This is a genomic window from Ochrobactrum sp. AP1BH01-1, from assembly GCF_018066705.1.
Classification (GTDB): Bacteria; Pseudomonadota; Alphaproteobacteria; order Rhizobiales; family Rhizobiaceae; genus Brucella.
In genome coordinates this window covers 21,154-40,560 of record NZ_JAGPOU010000004.1, presented here as the reverse complement: position 1 = coordinate 40,560, position 19,407 = coordinate 21,154, and the positions used below count along the sequence as shown (strand labels likewise).

Sequence of the window (19,407 nt, the reverse complement as noted above, 5' to 3'; positions counted from 1 at the left end):
AAATTGTGCGGGGCTTGGGCCGCTTGGGGCAAATAACTTCCATCCCGGCAGTCGAAGATGCATAAGAGGGAAAAGCTCCTGAGGGTGAGATGTAATGAACCAGCCATTCGAACCTATTGTTCGTCGCAAATTATCCGACGAAGTTTTTGACCGGCTCGAAAATATGATCACTTCCGGTGAGCTGGAGCCGGGAGATGAAATGCCGTCGGAACGAGTCCTGATGGAACGTTTCGGCGTTGGTCGCCCGGCAATTCGCGAGGCGATGCAGTCTCTTGCCAAAATGGGGCTGGTGAGCATTTCCCATGGAGAACGCGCCAAGGTCCTGAAGCTGACGGCAAGGTCGATTTTTCAACAGGTAGACCCGACCGCAAAGATTATGCTCGCGCAGTCAATGGACACGCTGGAAGATTTGAAGAGCGCGCGCATTTTTTTCGAGCGCGGTATCGTTCGCGGGGCCGCGCAGAAGATAACGGACGGTGACATCGGCGAACTGCGGGAAATCGTCGAACGGCAGCGGGAATCGCTCGGTGACGCAGATGCTTTCATCACCGCGGATATGGAATTTCATGTCCGGATAGCGAGGATTTCCGGTAATCCCATATTGGTGGCAGTGAGCGAAGCCATGCTTGCCTGGCTGAAAGAGTATCACACTCACATGCTCATCTGGACCGGCAAGGAGAAATATACGCTCGTGGAGCACGAGGAAATATTGGATTGCCTTTCTGCAAGGGATGCAGACCGCGCTGAAGCTGCCATGCTTCGCCATCTTGAACGGTCGCGTACGCTTTACAAAAAAGAATAGGGCCGCTCGTCAAACCTATCGCCGCATTATTGGATTAAGATCAGATTGTCGGCACGCTTCAATTGCTGGCAGATTTCCCGAACCCGGCGTAGATATCCGATCTGGTCTGAGGCACAGCAGAAATGCCACGTTTGCGCTTGGAGGCTAGCGTCTGGTTAATCTGGACGGTACCCCGTTCGAATGCCAGCGAACATCCTGCAAGATAGAGCAACCAGAGACGAGCTTTCGGATAACCGATCTCCGCAACGGCTTTGTCGAAATTGGAATAAAGCCTTTCGCACCATAGCCGACAGGTCCGGCCATAATGTTCGCGCAGATTTTCGACATCGTGGACCTCGAATCCGTATCCTTCAAGGTTTTCTACCGTCATGCCGAGATGGTCGAGTTCCCCTCCGGGGAAAATATATTTCACCAAAGCTTTGTGTTCGGCACTTTTGCGTTTGAAGGATTTCTTGTCTTTTTTCATGCGGCGCGTGATCGCGTGATGCATGTAAAGTCCGCCGGGGCGAAGAAGACGGTTCACCGCGCTGAAATAGGTGTCGTAATTGGCGATGCCTACATGTTCGAACATGCCCACAGACGAGATTTTGTCGAATTGACCGTCAAGGTCGGCATAGGATTTGACGTGGATGGTAATCTTTTCCTCAAGACCTGCCATCCTGATCCGCTCGCGGGCAAGTGCGGTTTGGGCTTCCGACAACGAAACACCGGTCCCGATGACGCCAAAATTCTGTACTGCATAGATAAGAAGTGCGCCCCAGCCGCAACCGATATCCAGAAGATGGTCGCCGGGCTTCAGGCGTAATTTTCGGCAAATGAGTTCGAGCTTGTCCTTCTGGGCCTGGTCGATATCGTTCGCCCAATCGGTAAAGTACCCGCAGGTGTAAACCATCCGCTCATCGAGAAACAGGCGGTAAAATTCGTTGGAGACATCGTAGTGATGCGTAATCGCTTCCTTGCTCGATCCGCTGACGAAAGGCTCCTTGCCGTCCAGAATTTCGCGCGTGTTGGTTTTGCCAGCGAATAACAGCGCAGGAAGATCCTTCAGCAATTGCCATTTTGGCAACTCTTTCAGCCTTTTCTTCACGCTCCCGTCGGTTTTGGCTTTTGCAAGATCGAAGATTGTGCCACCGCTGATATCAACGCGGCCGGATGTCCAGATATCTATCAGTGTATCGTAGTTGGGTTTCAGAAGTAGTTGCCGAACGATTGTCGGATCGTTGATCACCAATGACGGGCCGTCGAATGTACCTATGCGCGTACCGTCCCATAACTCTACGTTAAACTGGGGGCGCAATGTTTCAACAACCGTCCGAATGATGCGAACGGGTCTGGATTCAACCATCATGCCACGCCTCTCCACTGAGATTTCCAAGGTAGTATTCCGCGGCGAGCCTAACCTAAGGCATTTGCGATTGCAGTCATAAAATCGTGACAGTTGCAGTCATTCGCGGCCAGGTGTTTCGTCGAATGCGGCATTGATGAGAAGTGTCTGCCGCATTGAACTGTGAAACGATAGAAACAGCGGGTAAGAGTTTGTGATTCGACGAGCCGAAATTTGCTGCGCATTGAATCACGTTAAAAGGCAAACGGCATGGAATTTCCCCATGACATTGTAGATGCGGCCAGAAAATTGTGGCGCGAAGTCTCGGAAGCGAACGAAAAAGTAACGCCTGTCGATGCAATCGCACTTGCTATCCTGAGGGAGAGGCAAAGATGTGCGACAATTGCGCTTTGCGTATTTGATGATGAAGACTGGCCGGACGATTACCGGATGGCAGGCGGACTGGCAGCGGATGCAATACTCGCGGCCAATGGCAATGCGCCAGAATAGAGCGCTTGCATTGCAGTTGAAATCTATCGCTCGTAGAAATGGAACGAAATGGTAATCAGATATCTAGGGGTAGGGGCCGTTTGCCTCCTATTATTGGCCGCGGTCGGATGTACGACATCGCCGCAAAACTATGCTGCTACTCTCTCATCCCAGGACCCCAAATGGCAGTCCCCGCAGTGCGAAGAGATTCGTGCAGAGGCTGTGAACTACGAGGCGAGGGAAAAAAAGGTTTCCGACTTGGCTCCCGGACTTCTTATAGGTCCTTATGGTCTGGGTATTGCAGCAGCCATCAAAGAGAACGACGAGAAGCGGAGAAAACAGTTCGTTCGCGAGATGCATTTACGCTGTTCAAGCTCGCCACTGCCCAGGGAACTCGAAAATATGCAAAGCGAAACGAACCAGTCAAAACAGGCGGATACATTTAGATAGCTTGTACGGTTCTTCGAGCCGTTCTGACTTTGAGAGCCTCTTCAACAGTGAGTTAAGATGTCCGAATTTGTACCCGTAATCGCATTGCACGGCGGCGCCGGCACCATTGTGAAGGCCAATATGACGCCGGAGAAGGAAGCGGCCTATCACGCTGGTCTGCGGGAATGCCTGCAAGCTGGGCTGGATATCCTGCGTGGTGGTGGCAGGGCACTAGATGCCGTGACCGCCTCGGTGATTGCTCTGGAAGAAAACCCTCTCTTCAACGCCGGTCGCGGAGCCGTTTTCACAGCGGATGAAACGCATGAGATGGACGCAGCCATCATGGATGGCGCAACTCGTGCTTGTGGAGCGATTTCTGGAATTTGCGGACCGCGCAATCCTGTGCTGGCGGCACGTGCTGTCATGGAACAGACTGAACACGTGTTTTTGGCTGGCGAAGGAGCCAAGCGTTTTTGCGAAGCAGCCGGTCTGGAAATGATGGCTCGGGAATGGTTCTCCACAGAACAGCGTCGCAAGGCACTGCACGAGGAAATGGCGCGGCGCCGCAGCGGCGCTGCCGACGATGGCGATCCCGCCCGCAAGCACGGCACGGTAGGCGCTGTGGCATTGGATAGCTTCGGACATCTGGCTGCCGCTACCTCTACCGGCGGTATGACGGCCAAGACACCGGGACGCGTGGGTGACAGCCCGGTCATAGGGGCGGGAACCTGGGCGGATGACCAGACAGTCGCGCTTTCAGCCACAGGACACGGAGAATATTTCATTCGCTGGGCCGTGGGTCATGAAATTGATGCGCGGATGCGCTGGGCGGGGCAGTCGTTGGGCGAAGCGGCGGGTGCCGTTGTCCGTGAACTTGGCGAAATTGGCGGTTCTGGCGGTCTTGTTGCGGTGGACCGCAAGGGCAATGTCAGCCTGCCGTTCAACAGTCCCGGCATGTATCGTGCCTGGTGTGGTGTGGACGGAGAGATCCATACAGGCATCTATCGGTAAAGTCGAAGCGCCTGCTGGTACATGTTGCGCTGGTTCAATGCGGACCAGCGTAAAGTGCCCGGTGCGATATGTAGCGCGAGGGGACGATGTAGATGGTTTTCGATCAAACGGTCCATTGTCCTGCCGATCGAGGCAAACAGACAAGTTGGCAGCCTGAGTGCCTACAGGGTGTCGCGAACGCGCTCCCAAGCCTTTGTCAAATGGCGCCCTAATACTTCGGATAGCCGGGTCGCGTCGCGGGCTTCCAGAGCCTCAATCATTTCTTCATGCTCGGACACTGCGGCTGCCCATTTCTCCGCGCCCTCATGTCCTACAAAGCGGATTCGTTTCAATCGCGTCTGCAGCATCTGGTGGATGTCAGCCAGCGTCGGGTTCTTGGCAAGGCGAACGATGGCGAGGTGAATCTGCTGGTTCAATTTGTAATATTGCAGGCGGTCAGAGTGCTTATAGCGCTCGATCATCTCATCATGCAGTCCCCGAACCTCTGCGATTTCCCCGTCGGTCGCCAGTTCGCAGGCGAGCTTTCCGGCAAGCTCTTCCAAGGTGCGCAGGACTGTAAGCATGTCTTTTACATCGGCGGCACTGAACCGTTTCACAACAGCGCCGCGGCTTGGAACAAGTTCCACCAAACCTTCGCTCGCCAGATACTTGATCGCTTCACGCAGCGGTGTGCGGGACACGCCAAGCTGTTCGCCCAGTTGACCTTCATGCAGGCGCGTGCCCGGTTCCAGCTGCCCTTCGATAATCATGTCACGCAGATGGTTGACGAGCATATCGTGCAAAGCAGTCCGGCGGAACGCATGTGAGCCGTTATCGGCTTGCTCGGTTTTCTGAATTTCGTCCATCGGCCTTTTTCTCAAAGAGTGAGCTCGAATCCTTATCTCACCATCTCAGGCGAAGATGGCCGGCCCGCTCTCAACCGTCAATATAAAATGCTGCATACAGAATACAAAATGCTTGCGCCATCCAGACGACTATCTTATGCATGCTGCATACAGAATGCAGACGAGGAGGATGCGAATGACCGCCACTGGCGCTGAACCGAGCGTAATTGCGCTTGCAATGGGAGATCCAGCTGGTGTCAGTCCCGAGCTGACGGCGCGTCTTCTCGCCTTGCCGGAGGTCAAAAGAGAAGCGCATCTTATCGTTTTCGGTGATCGCCGCGTTCTGGATGAGGGTGCGCGTGTCGCGGCTGTCGAGCTTGATCTGCAGGATGCCAATATCGAGAATGCGCCTAACATGCCGTTGGGCAAGCACGTCTTCGTTGACCTGAAGAATCTCGATCCGAAGGATGTCGTGCGTAGCGAGGCGACGTTGGTCGGTGGAACTTTCGCAACCCACAATTTTCGTACCGCATTGAAGTTTGCCGATGCAGGTCACGCGGAGGCTGTGTGCTTTACGCCTTTCAACAAGCAGGCCATGCGGTTTGCCTATCCGGGCTACGACGACGAAATCCGCTTTGTTGCCGATGTGCTGAACTTCACGGGCAAGGTGCGTGAATTCAACGTTCTGGAGAAGGTTTGGAACGCGCGCGTGACGTCGCATATTCCGCTCAAGGATGTAGCATCGACGCTGACTGTCGAAGGAATTCTTGCTGAGCTCGAACTGGCTTGGGCGTGCCTTAAAAAGGCGGGATACGACAACCCGAAGATTGCAGTAGCCGGTCTTAATCCACACGCCGGTGACGGTGGCAGTTTTGGCATGGAAGAAATCGATATCATTGAACCGGCGGTAAAGTCGGCCAAGGCGAAGGGGTTCAATGTGGACGGCCCGTTCCCGGCTGACACGGTGTTTTTGCGTGCTCTGAAAGATGGCTTTCAGGCGGTGCTGACCATGTATCACGATCAGGGCCAGATCGCGATGAAGCTGATGGGATTCGACAAAGGGGTGACAATGATGGGCGGCTTGCCCTTTCCGCTTTGCACGCCGGCCCATGGCACGGCCTACGATATTGCCGGAAAAGGGATTGCCGACGTGGGAGCCACGCGTGAAGCAATCCTGCTTGCGGCGCGGATGACGAAAAGAGCCGCAGCACTTTCGGGTGCTTGCTGATTTTTCGTCACGTTGACATGATCGGCATGGGGGGAGGCCCGTGCCGCCTAACTGGGAGGATACAACATGAAGAAGTCTGTGCATATTGCATGCCTCGCCGCGGGAGTGGCGGTGATTGCATTGCCCGCGCTCGCATTCGAGCCGACGCGTCCTGTGGAATTTGTCGTGACCGCTGGACCGGGCGGAGGGACCGATATTTTTGCGCGTACGATCCAGTCAATCATCGGCAAGTATAAGCTGATGAGCGCGCCCATCGTCGTCACAAACAAGGGGAGTGCAGGCGGGGCCGAGGGTTTTGTCTATACCGCAGGCTACAAGGGCGATCCCTATAAACTCGCTTTCGGCACCAACAACGCTTATCTCTTGCCGGTGCGCGCCAAGGTTCCTTATAAATCGGATGATTTGATCCCCGTTTCGGCGCTTGCTGCGGACGAGTTCATTCTATGGGTCCATGGAAAGTCTGAGTTCAAGACAGCCGCAGAGTTCATCGCGAGGGCGAAGGACGATGCGGGCATGAAGGTTGGCGGAAGCCAGTCCAAGGATGTTGACCAGATTCTCACATCCATGATCAACGAGGCCACGGGCTCAAAGCTCGGCTACATTCCGTTCAAGAGCGGTGGGGAAGCTGCGGTTCAGCTTGCAGGCGAGCATATTGCGGCGAATGTCAACAATCCGAGCGAGAATCTCGGCCAGTGGCAGGCCGGTATGGTGAAGCCGCTTTGTGTCTTCAAGAGCGAAAAGCTCAAGGGGGAAGGCAAGGTCGCTGGCGATATGGGGTGGAGCGACATTCCAACCTGCAAGGAAGCAGGGATCGCAATCGAAAATTACTCCATGCCACGCACCGTCTGGCTGCCAGCAGGGGTCGATCAGGAAGTCGTCGACTATTATGCGGGCGTACTCAAGAAGGTTTCTGAAACACCTGAATGGGCGAAATATCTCACCGATAGTTCGCAATCTGCCGCGTATATGAGCCGAAACGACCTTTCGTCCTTTATCAAGAATGATGAAACGGCGGTAACGGCGGTGCTCAAGCGTGAAGGCTGGTTGGCCAACTGATGTTTGGGCATTTGTGCAGGTGCCGCTGGCGCCTGCATCTTCCATCGAAGGAGCTCATCATATGAGTGAGAATGGCGAAGGCGGAATTTCCCGCTTCACCGTCGAGGCGGGCGTGGCTCTCCTCACGGGCGCGCTGGGGGCTGCGGTTTGTTACGGCTCGCAACAGGCCGGTACGGGCTGGACGGAAATGGGGCCGGATGCGGGTTATTTTCCGTTCTACATCGGCCTGCTGATCCTGTTCGGAAGTGCTGTTAATCTTGTTTCGGCATTTGTAAAACATCGCGATAGCAGAGAAGTCTTCGTTGAGCTCTCCCGGCTGAAACCGGTTCTCGGTTTCACCTTGCCGCTGGTTGCCTTCGCTGCCATATCGACGGTTCTCGGACTTTATGTCGGCACGGCACTCTACATCGCTGGAGCGATGATGCTTCAAGGACGCTACAAGTGGTGGGCTTCCTTGCCAGCCGGTATTGCGGTTTCGCTCTTCTTTTTCATCATTTTTGAAATCGGCTTCAAGGTTCCGCTCCTTAAAGGTCCGGTCGAGGCTTTCTTCGGGATTTATTGATACCGGAAAGTCCGATGTCTTTGGAGGAAAGACATGGAAAACTTCAGTCTCCTGATGGACGGCTTCGCCCACATACTCAGCTTCAATCACGTTCTGCTGATGATGTTGGGGGTGACGCTTGGAATTCTGGTTGGCGTCCTGCCGGGATTGGGCGCGCCCAATGGCGTTTCCCTGCTTTTGCCGCTGACATTCACGATGGACCCGATCTCCGCGATTATTCTGCTCTCGTGCATGTATTGGGGGGCACTGTTCGGCGGGTCGACAACGTCCATTCTGTTCAACATTCCGGGCGAACCTTCGTCCGTAGCCACCACTTTCGACGGCTATCCGATGGCGAAGGCCGGACATGCGAGCCGCGCGCTGACGCTGGCATTCGTCTCGGCTGGGATCGGCGCACTGGCTGGCGTGGTGATGATTACACTGCTCTCAAGCTGGGTCGCCAATTTCGCCCTGCGGTTTTCATCCCCGGAATATTTCGCTGTTTATTTTCTGGCTTTCGCCAGTTTCATATCCATGGGCGCGCAATCGCCGTTCAAGACGCTCGTTTCCATGATGATTGGCTTCGCCTTTGCTTCTGTAGGTATGGACACGATCTCCGGCAATCTGCGCCTGACATTCGACATACCGGAACTCATCAAGGGTATCTCCTTTTTGATCGCAGTAATGGGCCTGTTCGGGATCGGTGAATTGTTGCTGACAACTGAGGAGGGGCTTCGTTTCGACGGTATCAAGGCGCGGGTGCGTCTTGGTGAGATCGGGCGCACTCTTCTCGAAATGCCGCGCTATTGGTTTACGCTCGTTCGTTCCACGCTGATCGGCATCTGGATGGGCATAACGCCTGCCGGACCAACCGCTGCATCCTTCATGAGCTACGGGGTGGCTCGCCGTTCTGCACGCGACAAATCGAAGTTCGGCAAAGGCGATCCTCGCGGTATCGTGGCACCGGAAACCGCCGACCATTCGGCCGGAACATCTGCACTTCTCCCCATGCTTGCACTCGGCGTTCCGGGTTCGGCAACCGCTGCCGTGATGATGGGTGGGCTGATGATATGGGGGCTCACTCCGGGTCCGACATTGTTCACGGATCGTCCGGATTTCGTCTGGGGTCTGATTGCCTCCATGTATCTCGGCAACATTGTCGCCGTCATTCTGGTGATTGCGACCGTGCCGCTTTATGCATCAATCCTGCGCGTGCCGTTCTCGATCATCGGTCCGATCATTGTCGCGGTCATTTTTTCGGGCGCTTATCAGGTTGCCAACTCGATAACCGACGTCTGGCTGGTGATCACATTTGGTGTGCTCGGCTATATCTTCAAGAAGCTCGATTATCCGCTGGCGCCGTTGGTTCTCGCCATGGTTCTCGGAGACAAGGCTGAAGATGCATTCCGCCAATCGATGATGATGTCCGGCGGTGAGCTTTCTGTATTCTGGTCGAATGGTCTCGTTGCTTCACTGATGACGCTCGGCGTCTTTCTGCTGGTCTCGCCAGCCATCTTCTGGGCGATCAGCAAGCTTCGGAACCGGACGCCCGAACTTCCCTCAAACAATGGCAATGCGGCCTGATCTCGATGGATCATGTAAAAGAACAGGAATGTAAGTTGAAACAGACGACTTCCAAATGGACACGGGAAACCTGGCCAATTGCTGCAGCGATGATCCAGCATCCCAACATACTGCCGGATGGCAGCTCCGTGCAGGATCAGTCGTCCGAAGGTTGGGCGCATACTTTATCCGATGTCGCGGATGCAGGCTTTACGGAACTTGACCCGACGGATAGCTGGCTGCGGCTCGCAGATTTGTCACCCGCGCGCCTCGACGAGTTTATGGCCGTTGTTAGATCGCTGGGCTTGACCATTCCGGCAATTTCGACCTCGCGGCGCAGCGTGATCGACGTCCAACGCGGTGATGAATATCTGGCCTATGGGCATCGGGTTATCGACACGGCGAAAGAGATCGGCGCCGGCAGTGTTTCCTTCGGATTGTTTGAACCGCTGACGAATGCACAGAAACAGGCATTGTGGTTCTGGACGGTTGACGGGGCGAAGAACCCGGATGACCCGGCTGTCTGGAAAAAGGCCGTGGAGCGAATTCGCGAACTCGGACGCCATGCGGAGGAGCTCGGTATAGAGCTTTCGCTTGAAATGTATGAGGATACATATCTTGGTACTGCGGACAGTTCGGTTCGTTTTGTTGAGGAAGTTGGTCTCGACAATGTCGGAATCAACGCTGATCTGGGCAATCTCATTCGACTGCACCGTCCGGTCGAGCATTGGCAGCAGATGATGGAGAAGGTGGCGCCTTACGCAAAGTTCTGGCACGTCAAGAACTACATCCGCACCGAAGACCCCGCGTCCGGTGTAATCGTCACGCATCCGGCTCCCCTTGAAAGCGGCATCATCAATTATCGCACGGTGATCAGAATGGCGCTGGATCACGGATTTGCCAGCCCATTTTTATGCGAACATTATGGTGGCGACGGACTTTCCGTTTCGGCTACAAATCGTGACTATCTGCGCCGTATTCTGCCACGCGGCTAATGCCCCAGACCAAGGACTGTTTTAATGACGACTATTTTCGATGCGCCCGAGGAGTTTGCCTCGACCGCTCTCGCCGGCTTTGCCAATATCTATAATCGCTATGTTCGCCATGTCCGCGGCGGCGTCATTCGTTCCACAAAGGTGCCCCAAGGCAAGGTCGCTGTGGTCGTCGGTGGCGGTTCTGGTCATTACCCGGCGTTTGCGGGATATGTGGGGCCCGGCCTGGCGGACGCAGCTGTTGCAGGTGACGTATTTGCTTCGCCATCCACAGCGGCGGTGGCTCGTGTTTGCCGCCAGGCGCACAAAGGTGGCGGTATTCTTCTGGGTTTCGGGAATTATGCTGGCGATGTCCTCAACTTCGGCGTTGCTGCCGAGCGCCTGCGCGCCGAGGGTATTGATGTCCGCATAGTACCGGTAACCGACGACGTGGCCAGTGCCCCGGCAGATATGCATGACAAGCGGCGCGGCATTGCTGGCGATCTGGTCGTGTTCAAGATTGCCGGTGCTGCTGCCGAAGCCGGTCTGTCTCTGGACGAAGTCGAGCGGCTGGCCCGTCATGCCAACGCGAACACCGTTTCATTCGGCGTTGCATTCAAAGGCTGTACGTTGCCAGGAGCACCACATCCGCTCTTTACTGTGCCGGAAGGCCAGATGGCGCTTGGCCTCGGCATTCATGGCGAGCCGGGGATCAAGGAAGAAGCAATCCTGCCTGCCTCCGGTCTGGCGAGCTTGCTGGTGGAGAAACTTCTGGCGGAACGTCCGAAGGGAACGCAAAGAGTCGGGGTTATTCTGAACGGCCTTGGTGCGACAAAATATGAAGAGCTGTTTGTCTTGTGGACGGCGATTGCGTCGCTTCTGGAAAAAGCCGATCTCGATATTGTAGCTCCAGAAGCGGGTGAATTTGTCACCAGCCTTGATATGCAAGGTTGCTCGTTGACCCTCCTTTGGCTCGATGACGAGCTCGAGCGCTATTGGACAGCCGCCTGCGATACGCCGGTTCTTCGTCGCGGGGAAGCGATTGCAGTCGAGCCTGCGGACGATATCGTCACCAGTGAGGATGCAAATCCCGATTTTGCTCAAGCGGATGAGGCAGGACGCGCCGGAGGCGTGTGCATCCAAGCTATTCTGCATGCTATCGCCGACGCACTGGTCGAAGCCGAAGAAGAACTGGGCCGCATCGATGCCTTTGCCGGCGACGGCGATCACGGGCAGGGCATGCGACGGGGCTCCGCGGCTGCAAAAGAGGCTGCGGATCAAGCCGTGAAAGCTGGAGCCGGGGCCGCAAGCGTATTGGCTGTAGCCGGTGACGCATGGGCTGACCGGGCTGGGGGAACATCTGGAGCGCTGTGGGGACTTCTGCTGCGCTCATGGAGCGCGGAACTTTCCGACAATGGCAGCATCGATGATGGTGCGGTCGTCCGTGGCGGCAGGCGCGCGCTTGATGCCGTTACTACGCTTGGCCGGGCAAAACCCGGCGACAAGACGTTGGTGGATGCTTTCGTGCCTTTTGTGGAAACGCTTGAAAGCGAATTTGCATCAGGTGTTCCGCTGGCGGACGCATGGAATAACGCTGCCGACACAGCAAAGGCGGCAGCCGAAGCAACAGCGCCCCTTGCTCCGAAACTTGGTCGCGCCAGACCGCTGGCCGACAAGAGCATTGGTCATCCTGATGCCGGGGCCATTTCGCTGGCGTTGGTCGCAGAAACCATCGGCCGGAAACTGAAGGGCTGAAGATTCAGGCCGACAGGCCGGCTTGAAACTGGTCCGCCTTATATGCTTGGTAATTGCCCGGAAAGCGATCAGCTCGGAAGAATCTGGTAATAAGTATCGAGTTTCCCCGGCTTTGAACGCGCCACCAGCATCACCAGTTTTTCCCGGTCGAACAGGCGAAACCAATCTTCCCACTCGACGATTTCAAGACCGCCCGCATCCAGCGGGCGTTCGACATCGGCGACAAACTCTGGCTCGAAAACAATTCGTAAGACCGGCGCAGCATCTGGATCGGTAGAAGTGCTGACAAAAGCCGGATTTCCGTTGCGAGCAGCCACCCAGTCCCGGATGGCTTCATGTGTGTCGAGGGTGATCATTTCGCTCATGGAGTGCATTCCTCCGGTTGCTGTCATGAAGTACGACGCCATTACGCACGCAAGACAATATTAGCTTTTGTCGCGTGCCAATGACCTATCAATTAGGCCTCCCCGGAGTTCTGGAAAGGTGATCGCCCGTTCACTTTCTTCGTGAATCTGCAATAGGGGTAAAATCTTTCAGTTCATCCTGTTGACGACGGCTTTGCGTTCATTCATGTCGTAAACCGACTATTCGCTGTTACAGCCTGGAAATCCCCAAAATGACTGAACGTCTCTCCCTCGCACGCGACCGCATCAATGTTCTTCTACTGGAAGGCATCAATCAGACGGCCGTAGATTATTTCAAAGCCTCCGGTTACACTAACGTTACGCACTTGCCGAAGGCGCTGGACAAGGCCGATCTGATCGAAGCGATTTCGTCAGCACATATTGTCGGTATTCGTTCCCGGACACAGTTGACCGAAGAGATTTTTGCCGCAGCCAACCGCCTGATCGCTGTCGGTTGCTTCTCCGTCGGGACCAACCAGGTTGAACTTAAAGCTGCCCGTAAGCGCGGAATTCCGGTCTTCAACGCACCATTTTCGAACACCCGTTCGGTGGCGGAACTGGTGATTGGCGAAATCATAATGCTGATGCGCCGGATTTTTCCGCGTTCGGTCTCCGCTCATGCAGGCGGTTGGGATAAGACAGCAATCGGCAGCCGCGAAGTGCGCGGCAAGACACTGGGTATTATCGGCTACGGCAATATCGGTTCGCAGGTAGGCAATCTGGCCGAAAGCCTGGGCATGACGGTCCGCTACTTCGACACCTCCGACAAGTTGCAATATGGCAATGTCAAACCGGCTGCGAGCCTCGACGAGCTGCTCAAGATTTCGGACGTTGTCAGCCTGCACGTGCCGTCCAACAAGTCGACTTCAAAGCTGATTACCGAAGCAAAGCTGCGCAAGATGAAGAAGGGCGCATTCCTCATCAATAATGCACGCGGTACGGTTGTCGATCTGGAGGCTTTGGCAAAAGTCCTGCAGGAAGGTCACCTCGCTGGCGCTGCCATCGACGTGTTTCCGGTTGAACCGGCTTCCAACAATGACAAGTTCGTCTCGCCCATTCAGGGGCTGGAGAATGTCATTCTGACGCCCCACATCGGAGGATCGACGGAAGAAGCACAGGAACGCATCGGCACGGAAGTGACCAGAAAGCTGGTCGAATATTCCGATGTCGGCTCTACCTTGGGTGCTGTCAACTTCCCGCAGGTGCAGTTGCCGCCACGTCCAACCGGCACACGTTTCATGCACGTGCATGAAAACCGCCCGGGCATTCTCAACAGCCTCGTGAATGTTTTCTCGACACATAACATCAATATCGCCAGTCAGTTTCTACAGACCGATGGCGAAGTGGGTTACCTTGTAATGGAAGCTGACGGCGTGGGGGAGGCCAGCGAAACGGTGTTACAGGCCATTCGCGAAATACCGGGCACTATTCGCGCTCGTCTGCTTTATTAAACGAGTATCGCAGTGACGGTTATCTCTGGCGCTGCGATTTCTCATAGCGTTTGATGAGGCGGTCTCGGCGCAATCGCGAAAGGCGTTGAACCCAGAAAATACCGTCAAGCTGATCTATTTCGTGCTGATGGCAGACGGCGAGCAGACCTTCAGATTCCTCGGTTTGCTCGTTCCCGTCGAGGTTCTGATAGCGGATTTTGATGCGGGCGTGGCGTTCGACCTCATCGACAACGCCTGGCATCGAGACACTGCCTTCCTGGTAAAGGATTTTTTCTTCTGAGGCCCAGACGATTTCCGGATTCACATAGAATTTCGGACTCGATTCAGGCAGTTCCAAAACTACCAGACGCTTCAATACGCCGATATGCGGCGCCGTTATGCCGATGCCGGGTGCTGCACGCATCGTGTCGAGAAGATCGGTGCCAAGTTCCTGCAAAGCGCTGTCGAATATGGTGACCGGCGCGGCTAGGGCGCGCAGTCGCTTATCCGGATAGCTTGCAATCGGGCGAACAGCCATCGGGCCTCACATCCTGCATGCGGATATATGCATATCCGCATGCGCTCTTTGGCCGATTTTCATCGTGACTTGCAAACATTATTGCGGAAGGCGGTCACAGTCCTCGCGCAATGACCAGACGCTGCACGTCGCTGGTGCCTTCGTAAATCTGGCAGACGCGAACATCGCGATAAATGCGCTCAACCGGATAATCAGCCAGATAGCCATAGCCGCCATGAATTTGAATCGCAGCGGAGCAGACCTGTTCTGCCATTTCGGAGGCTACAAGCTTAGCCATCGACGCTTCCGTCAGGCAGGGTTTGCCTGCCTCGCGCAACGCGGCTGCGTGCAGGACCATCTGCCGGGCCGTCTCAATCTTTGTTGCCATGTCAGCAAGTCTGAAAGCGACAGCCTGATGTTCGATGATCGGCTTGCCGAATGTAATGCGCTCCTTGGCATAAGCACATGCAGCTTCAAACGCTGCGCGGGCCATGCCGACTGATTGCGCAGCAATGCCGATGCGGCCGCCTTCCAGATTGGCAAGCGCGATTTTGTAGCCCTGGCCCTCTTCGCCCAGACGGTTTTCCGCTGGAATGCGCATATCGGTGAAAGCCAGCGCACAGGTGTCAGACGAATGCTGGCCCAGCTTATGTTCAACGGCCACGACCTCGTAACCCGGTGTATCGGTCGGCACGATGAATGCGGAAATGCCTTTCTTGCCGGCCGATGGATCGGTAACGGCAAACACGATCACCACGCTGCCGTTCTTGCCCGATGTGATGAACTGCTTGGAACCATCAATTACATAGTGATCGCCATCGCGGCGTGCGCGCGTTTTGAGCGCGGAGGCGTCAGATCCGGCCTGGGGTTCGGTCAATGCGAATCCGCCAATCCATTCACCGGATGCCATTTTGGGCAGAAACCGCTGTTTCTGTTCTTCGGTGCCGAAACGCAGGATCGGAACGCAGCCGACCGATGAATGGACCGAAACGATGGTCGAACATGCACCGTCACCAGCCGCAATCTCTTCAAGCGCCAGCGCATAGGCAACCGTGCCGAGATCGGAACCGCCCCATTCTTCCGGCACCAGCATCCCGAGAAAGCCAAGCTCTCCCATTTCGGTGAGCTCCGCGCGCGGAAAAGCGTGTTCTCTGTCGCGTATAGCAGCGCCCGGCGCAAGCCGTTCCTGTGCGAATTGCCGGGCGGCCTCGCGAATCTGCTCCTGCGTATCGTTCAAGAGCATCAAACGATCCTTTCGATGCCGACTGCAGTTGCTTCGCCGCCACCCAGGCAAATGCCGGCTACGCCGCGCTTCAAACCGTGGGTTTCGAGAGCTGAAAGCAGGGTGACGAGGATACGCGCACCCGACGCGCCGATCGGATGGCCAAGCGCGCAGGCACCGCCATGAATATTGACCTTGTCGTGCGGAAGATCGAGATCGCGCATGGCGGCCATGGCGACGACCGCAAAAGCTTCGTTGATCTCAAAGAGATCGACGTCTCCCAGATTCCAGCCAATTTTCTCGGATAGCTTGCTTATCGCCCCGATGGGAGCGGTGGGGTAGAGGTTCGGTTTGTCGGCATGGGTCGCATGGCCGACCAGAATCGCGCGTGGGGTGAGCCCGCGCTTTTCCGCTTCGGATGCGCGCATGAGGACGAGGGCAGCTGCCCCATCCGAGATCGAGGAGGAATTGGCGGCCGTCACCGTGCCGCCGTCGCGAAATGCCGGGCGAAGGGTCGGAATTTTATCGAGCTTAGCCTTGCCGGGCTGCTCATCAATCGAAACTTCAACTTCATTGCGACCAGCCTTCACTGTAACGGGCGTGATTTCTGCGGCGAAAAGCCCGTCCTTGATAGCATTCTGCGCACGCGTTAGCGAGGCAATGGCGAATTCATCCTGAGCTTCACGGGTGAATTGATAGGCTTCCGCGCAATCTTCGGCAAAGGTGCCCATGAGACGGCATTTGTCATAAGCATCTTCAAGTCCATCGAGGAACATATGGTCCAGAATCTGGCCGTGTCCCATACGGTAGCCGCCACGTGCCTTGGGCAGCAGATAGGGGGCGTTAGTCATGCTTTCCATGCCGCCCGATACGATCACATTCGCCGAACCCGCGAGGAGAAGATCGTGGGCAAGCATGGTTGCCTTCATGCCGGAGCCACACATCTTGTTGACGGTCGTTGCGCCAGTGGAAACGGGTATTCCGGCTTTGATCGAAGCCTGACGTGCCGGAGCCTGTCCCTGACCGGCGGGCAGAACGCAGCCCATATAGACGTCTTCGACCGCTTCCGGCGCAAGGCCCGCGCCGGCAAGTGCGCCGCGAACGGCGGCTGCACCGAGGTCCGTCGCCTGGACGCTGGCGAAATCGCCCTGAAAGCCGCCCATGGGAGTACGGGAAGCGCCGACAATGACAATAGGATCGCTGTTGGACATGATTGTTCCTCGCTGGTTCTTTCCGTACGCAATTCCGGACGGAAAACCGGTTTCCACTTTTCCTGGAATTGCTTTATTTCGCTGCCATGCGAAGTGCACCGTCCAGGCGGATGACTTCACCGTTGAGCATCTGGTTTTCCACGATATGGCAGGCAAGAGCCGCATACTCTTCCGGGCGTCCGAGGCGGGGCGGGAAGGGCACTGATGCACCGAGAGCATCCTGCACTTCCTGCGGCATGCCGGCCATCATCGGTGTGGCGAAAATTCCCGGTGCGATGGTCATGACGCGAATGCCGTGACGCGCAAGTTCGCGGGCGACCGGCAAGGTCATTGCAGCAACGCCGCCTTTGGAAGCGGAATAGGCCGCCTGTCCGATCTGGCCATCAAAGGCTGCAACCGATGCGGTGTTGATGATAACGCCGCGCTCCCCGCCTTCGCCGGGTTCGTTCTTTGCCATGGCTTCGGCGGCAAGGCGCAGCATATTGAACGTACCGATGAGATTGATCGAGATTGCCCGCGTGAAGCTTTCCAGCCTATGCGCGCCGTCGCGGCCCAGGACCTTTTCGCCCGGAGCCACTCCGGCGCAATTGACGAGTACATCGACGCGCCCGAACGTCTCCACCGCGGCTGCGATAGCTGCTTTGCCATCCTCGTCACTGGTGACATCTGTGCGGTGAAACTTTGCAGCCGCACCAAGCGCCTTGGCCTGTGCTTCGCCTGCTTCTGCGTTCACATCAAGAAGTACGACCTTGCTGCCGGCGTTGACAGCCAACTTTGCAACCGCAGCCCCGAGGCCAGAACTGGCACCTGTAATTAGAAATACCCGATCCTTAATCTGCATATTCTCGTCCTCAGGCTTTCGTCTGTTGCTGTTTGTCGATTTCCGCCTTGCGCAGGAGAAACCGTTGGATTTTTCCACTTGGCGTCTTGGGAAGTTCGCTCAGGAAGTCAATTTCACGTGGATAGGCGTGGGCAGAGAGACGCTTTTTCACATGCAGCGCCAGTTCCTCTTTCAGTTCCTGCGTACCTTCGAAACCAGGCGCAAGGATAACGAACGCCTTCACAATTTCCGTTCTTTGCAGATCCGGCACGCCGACAACCGCCGCTTCATTGACAGCCGCGTGTTCCAGAAGTGCGCTTTCCACGTCAAATGGTCCAATACGATAACCGGATGATGTTATAACGTCGTCAGCGCGTCCGATGAAGCTGATCGAACCATCCGGCTCAAACTCCACCGTGTCTCCCGTGCGATAGTAACCACCCGCAATGGCTGGCGTTTCCTGATTGTAATAGCCTGAAAACCAGAGAAGCGGCGATCTTGCGATGTCGACGGCGAGGATGCCTGGCTGGTTTGGACCGAGTTCATTGCTTTGTTCGTCCAGAACGGCCACGCGATAGCCAGGCATGGCGTAACCAGCCGACCCGTGCCGAACCGAATGTTCAAGGCCGTGATGATTATTGACCACCATGCCCAGTTCTGTCTGCCCGTAATGATCATAGATGGGCGCGCCGAGATACGCATCGAACCAGCGAATGACTTCCGGATTGAGCGGTTCTCCAGCGCTCGATACTACGCGCAGACGATCCTTGACGCGTTTGGCTGCTTCAGGCCCCGCCGCCATCAGCAAACGGAAAGCTGTCGGCGAACCGGCAAGGCTCGTAACACCGAGGCGCTCAATGATGTCGTAGGTGCTTTCAGCGGTGAAGCCGCCTTCGTAAAGCGTGGTCGCCATGCCAAGCTGCAACGGCCCTGTCACGGCATAATAGAGCCCATAAGCCCAGCCCGGATCGGCAATATTCCAGAAAACATCGTCGGAACGCAGACCGATGGCTTCGCGCATATAGGTGCCGAAAGCCAGCAGCGCATAAAGCGGGACCGGTACGCCTTTGGGCAAGCCCGCAGTGCCGGAGGTCGACATCATCATGAACAGATCGCTGCCTGTGCGAAGCACCGGAGGGCAGTCAGCCGAAGCGGAAGCAGTCGCCTTGCAAAAATCAATGTCCCCGTCCGGCAGGCTTTCACCAGAGGCGAGTACGATTGCGACCTTGGGGGAGTTGTCGATTTCTGTCAGCTTGGCGCGATTGGCGGTGTTTGTGACAACCAGTTTTGCGCCGCTGGTTTTCAGCCGGTGTTCGATTGCCTTCGGACCAAAAGCGGTGAAAAGCGGCTGATAGATCGCGCCAATGCGCCATGTGCCGAGGATGGTCGCAATAAGCTCCGGCGTTCGTGGTAACAGGCCCGCGACCACATCGCCAGGGCTGACGCCTGCATCTTTCAACACGCTGCCGACCCGGGCAGCCATATCGCGCAGGTCTTCGAAGGTGAACTCCGAAAGTTCGCCATTCGCCGTGATTGCGCGCAGGGCGATGCGATTGTCCCCGGTATGCCGGTCGCAGCATTCAACACAGGCATTAATGCCGGTTTCAGGATTGCCGTGAAGCTTTGCGATAGCATCTTCGATGCGAAATTGTGCAACGGCGTCCTCATAACGCGGCAGCCGCGCTGAAACAGACGTTCCAGTCATCCAGTATAATCCTCCCTTGCCGCCACCTCCTCGTGGCCAACCATATCCAAAGGTTAACCCGTCACGCATTGCAAACAATGGCATTAGATGCATAAATGCGTGATC

Annotated in this window: 18 protein-coding genes; 10 read left to right on the top strand and 8 right to left on the bottom strand. The window is 56.0% G+C overall.

What is annotated here, in order from left to right:
• The first annotated feature begins 94 nt into the window (after positions 1 to 94).
• On the top strand, positions 95 to 802 hold the full coding sequence (locus J9800_RS15125) for a transcriptional regulator NanR (protein WP_114215788.1): 708 nt from the start codon (positions 95 to 97) through the stop codon (positions 800 to 802).
• Positions 803 to 860: 58 nt separating this feature from the next.
• Here the strand turns inward: J9800_RS15125 and J9800_RS15120 are convergent, their stop codons facing one another.
• Positions 861 to 2,150, bottom strand: a complete 1,290-nt coding sequence (locus J9800_RS15120) for an SAM-dependent methyltransferase (protein ID WP_210845872.1) — start codon at positions 2,148 to 2,150, stop codon at positions 861 to 863.
• A gap of 246 nt (positions 2,151 to 2,396) precedes the next feature.
• Between J9800_RS15120 and J9800_RS15115 the strand changes: the two genes are divergently transcribed.
• Both J9800_RS15115 and J9800_RS15110 read left to right on the top strand, forming a co-directional pair.
• Entirely contained in the window at positions 2,397 to 2,636 is a 240-nt protein-coding gene (locus tag J9800_RS15115; RefSeq protein ID WP_114215786.1) for a hypothetical protein, read from the top strand.
• 486 nt (positions 2,637 to 3,122) lie between these two features.
• On the top strand, positions 3,123 to 4,055 hold the full coding sequence (locus J9800_RS15110; protein WP_210845871.1) for an isoaspartyl peptidase/L-asparaginase family protein: 933 nt from the start codon (positions 3,123 to 3,125) through the stop codon (positions 4,053 to 4,055).
• A 161-nt stretch (positions 4,056 to 4,216) separates the two neighbouring features.
• Here J9800_RS15110 and J9800_RS15105 read toward each other — a convergent pair whose 3' ends face one another.
• Positions 4,217 to 4,900, bottom strand: a complete 684-nt coding sequence (locus J9800_RS15105; RefSeq protein WP_114217359.1) for a GntR family transcriptional regulator — start codon at positions 4,898 to 4,900, stop codon at positions 4,217 to 4,219.
• Between the two features lie 175 nt (positions 4,901 to 5,075).
• Between J9800_RS15105 and J9800_RS15100 the strand changes: the two genes are divergently transcribed.
• The 6 genes from J9800_RS15100 (at position 5,076) to J9800_RS15075 (ending at position 11,993) form a co-directional block, all read left to right on the top strand.
• A complete protein-coding gene (locus J9800_RS15100; protein ID WP_114217358.1) occupies positions 5,076 to 6,107 on the top strand; it encodes a 4-hydroxythreonine-4-phosphate dehydrogenase PdxA in 1,032 nt (343 codons plus the stop codon).
• Positions 6,108 to 6,173: 66 nt separating this feature from the next.
• Positions 6,174 to 7,163, top strand: a complete 990-nt coding sequence (locus J9800_RS15095; RefSeq protein WP_114217357.1) for a Bug family tripartite tricarboxylate transporter substrate binding protein — start codon at positions 6,174 to 6,176, stop codon at positions 7,161 to 7,163.
• 61 nt (positions 7,164 to 7,224) lie between these two features.
• On the top strand, positions 7,225 to 7,725 hold the full coding sequence (locus J9800_RS15090; protein WP_114217360.1) for a tripartite tricarboxylate transporter TctB family protein: 501 nt from the start codon (positions 7,225 to 7,227) through the stop codon (positions 7,723 to 7,725).
• Between the two features lie 33 nt (positions 7,726 to 7,758).
• A complete protein-coding gene (locus J9800_RS15085) occupies positions 7,759 to 9,288 on the top strand; it encodes a tripartite tricarboxylate transporter permease (RefSeq protein WP_114217356.1) in 1,530 nt (509 codons plus the stop codon).
• 5 nt (positions 9,289 to 9,293) lie between these two features.
• Positions 9,294 to 10,262 carry a sugar phosphate isomerase/epimerase family protein gene (locus J9800_RS15080; protein WP_114217355.1) on the top strand — a complete coding sequence of 323 codons (969 nt, stop codon included), beginning with the start codon at positions 9,294 to 9,296 and terminating at the stop codon, positions 10,260 to 10,262.
• Positions 10,263 to 10,286: 24 nt separating this feature from the next.
• The gene (locus J9800_RS15075; RefSeq protein ID WP_114217354.1) at positions 10,287 to 11,993 is read left to right on the top strand and encodes a dihydroxyacetone kinase family protein; all 1,707 of its coding nucleotides are present in this window, start codon (positions 10,287 to 10,289) and stop codon (positions 11,991 to 11,993) included.
• A gap of 68 nt (positions 11,994 to 12,061) precedes the next feature.
• Here J9800_RS15075 and J9800_RS15070 read toward each other — a convergent pair whose 3' ends face one another.
• The gene (locus J9800_RS15070) at positions 12,062 to 12,358 is read right to left on the bottom strand and encodes a hypothetical protein (RefSeq protein ID WP_114217353.1); all 297 of its coding nucleotides are present in this window, start codon (positions 12,356 to 12,358) and stop codon (positions 12,062 to 12,064) included.
• Between the two features lie 251 nt (positions 12,359 to 12,609).
• Here J9800_RS15070 and serA point away from each other — a divergent pair, with 251 nt between their 5' ends.
• Positions 12,610 to 13,848, top strand: a complete 1,239-nt coding sequence (gene serA, locus J9800_RS15065; protein WP_112586053.1) for a phosphoglycerate dehydrogenase — start codon at positions 12,610 to 12,612, stop codon at positions 13,846 to 13,848.
• Positions 13,849 to 13,867: 19 nt separating this feature from the next.
• On the opposite strand, the gene J9800_RS15060 is transcribed toward serA, so the two are convergent.
• The 5 genes from J9800_RS15060 to J9800_RS15040 form a co-directional block, all read right to left on the bottom strand.
• Positions 13,868 to 14,365, bottom strand: a complete 498-nt coding sequence (locus J9800_RS15060) for a peptide deformylase (protein WP_114217352.1) — start codon at positions 14,363 to 14,365, stop codon at positions 13,868 to 13,870.
• 94 nt (positions 14,366 to 14,459) lie between these two features.
• Positions 14,460 to 15,587: an acyl-CoA dehydrogenase family protein gene (locus tag J9800_RS15055; protein WP_114217351.1), complete on the bottom strand. Its 1,128-nt coding sequence runs from the start codon at positions 15,585 to 15,587 to the stop codon at positions 14,460 to 14,462.
• Positions 15,587 to 16,777 carry an acetyl-CoA C-acyltransferase gene (locus tag J9800_RS15050; protein ID WP_114217350.1) on the bottom strand — a complete coding sequence of 397 codons (1,191 nt, stop codon included), beginning with the start codon at positions 16,775 to 16,777 and terminating at the stop codon, positions 15,587 to 15,589. Before J9800_RS15050 ends, J9800_RS15055 begins: the two co-directional genes overlap by 1 nt.
• A 73-nt stretch (positions 16,778 to 16,850) precedes the next feature.
• Positions 16,851 to 17,618 carry a 3-hydroxyacyl-CoA dehydrogenase gene (locus J9800_RS15045; protein ID WP_114217349.1) on the bottom strand — a complete coding sequence of 256 codons (768 nt, stop codon included), beginning with the start codon at positions 17,616 to 17,618 and terminating at the stop codon, positions 16,851 to 16,853.
• A 10-nt stretch (positions 17,619 to 17,628) separates the two neighbouring features.
• Positions 17,629 to 19,302: an acyl-CoA synthetase gene (locus J9800_RS15040; protein ID WP_114217348.1), complete on the bottom strand. Its 1,674-nt coding sequence runs from the start codon at positions 19,300 to 19,302 to the stop codon at positions 17,629 to 17,631.
• Between the last annotated feature and the right edge of the window lie 105 nt (positions 19,303 to 19,407).